General features: G+C 46.9%; 1 protein-coding gene. It reads right to left on the reverse strand.

Going from position 1 to position 576, the window contains the following annotated elements:
- Nucleotides 1–401 (reverse strand): hypothetical protein (locus G1O98_RS38555; RefSeq protein ID WP_163939736.1); only part of this gene is annotated, 401 nt, incomplete at its 3' end.
- Nucleotides 402–576 lie beyond the last annotated feature (175 nt).

Raw genomic sequence — 576 nt, forward strand, 5'->3', positions numbered from 1 at the left:
GGTCTGATTGAATCAGCCGCTTCCCCTGAAAGCTCAGGCGACTCTAAAACATTACTCTTGTAGCTTGGGGCATTGACAGCTACAACTGGTGCAGGCAACGCTGGCTGTGACAGAACAAACTGCGGTTGTTCCACCGACAGTGCCAAACGCATATAACTACCGTGTTTATTCAACGAGTCCTGCGCTTCCCAGCAAGCAAAACGGATCTGCTCTCTTGTAAAATTACCGCTCGAATACCGCGCCACTGGCAAGAAAGCAGCCACCAAGATATCAGCCACCTTACGCTGTGCCTCATCCTTGGGCAACGAGTTCAAGTAATCGACAACTTCCGCTAAAACATCACCCTCATACGGTTGAAGCCGCAAACTCAGAGACTTGCGTTTCTTTTTGCTTTGGTTCATTGACTTGTCTCCATCCCCAACAAATAATCAAACATCCCAAAGCAGTCCACCAAACGCGCTGATGTACTATATCTGTACCTTTGCTCTGAATCTAAATTAAAAGTTTCTTGCACCTGAGTTATAAAACCACTACCCCAAACCATCGGTATCATTGGCAATTTGTCGTCTTTGGGGA

The sequence above is a fragment of the Nostoc sp. UIC 10630 genome (assembly GCF_010747425.1).
Classification (GTDB): Bacteria; Cyanobacteriota; Cyanobacteriia; order Cyanobacteriales; family Nostocaceae; genus Nostoc.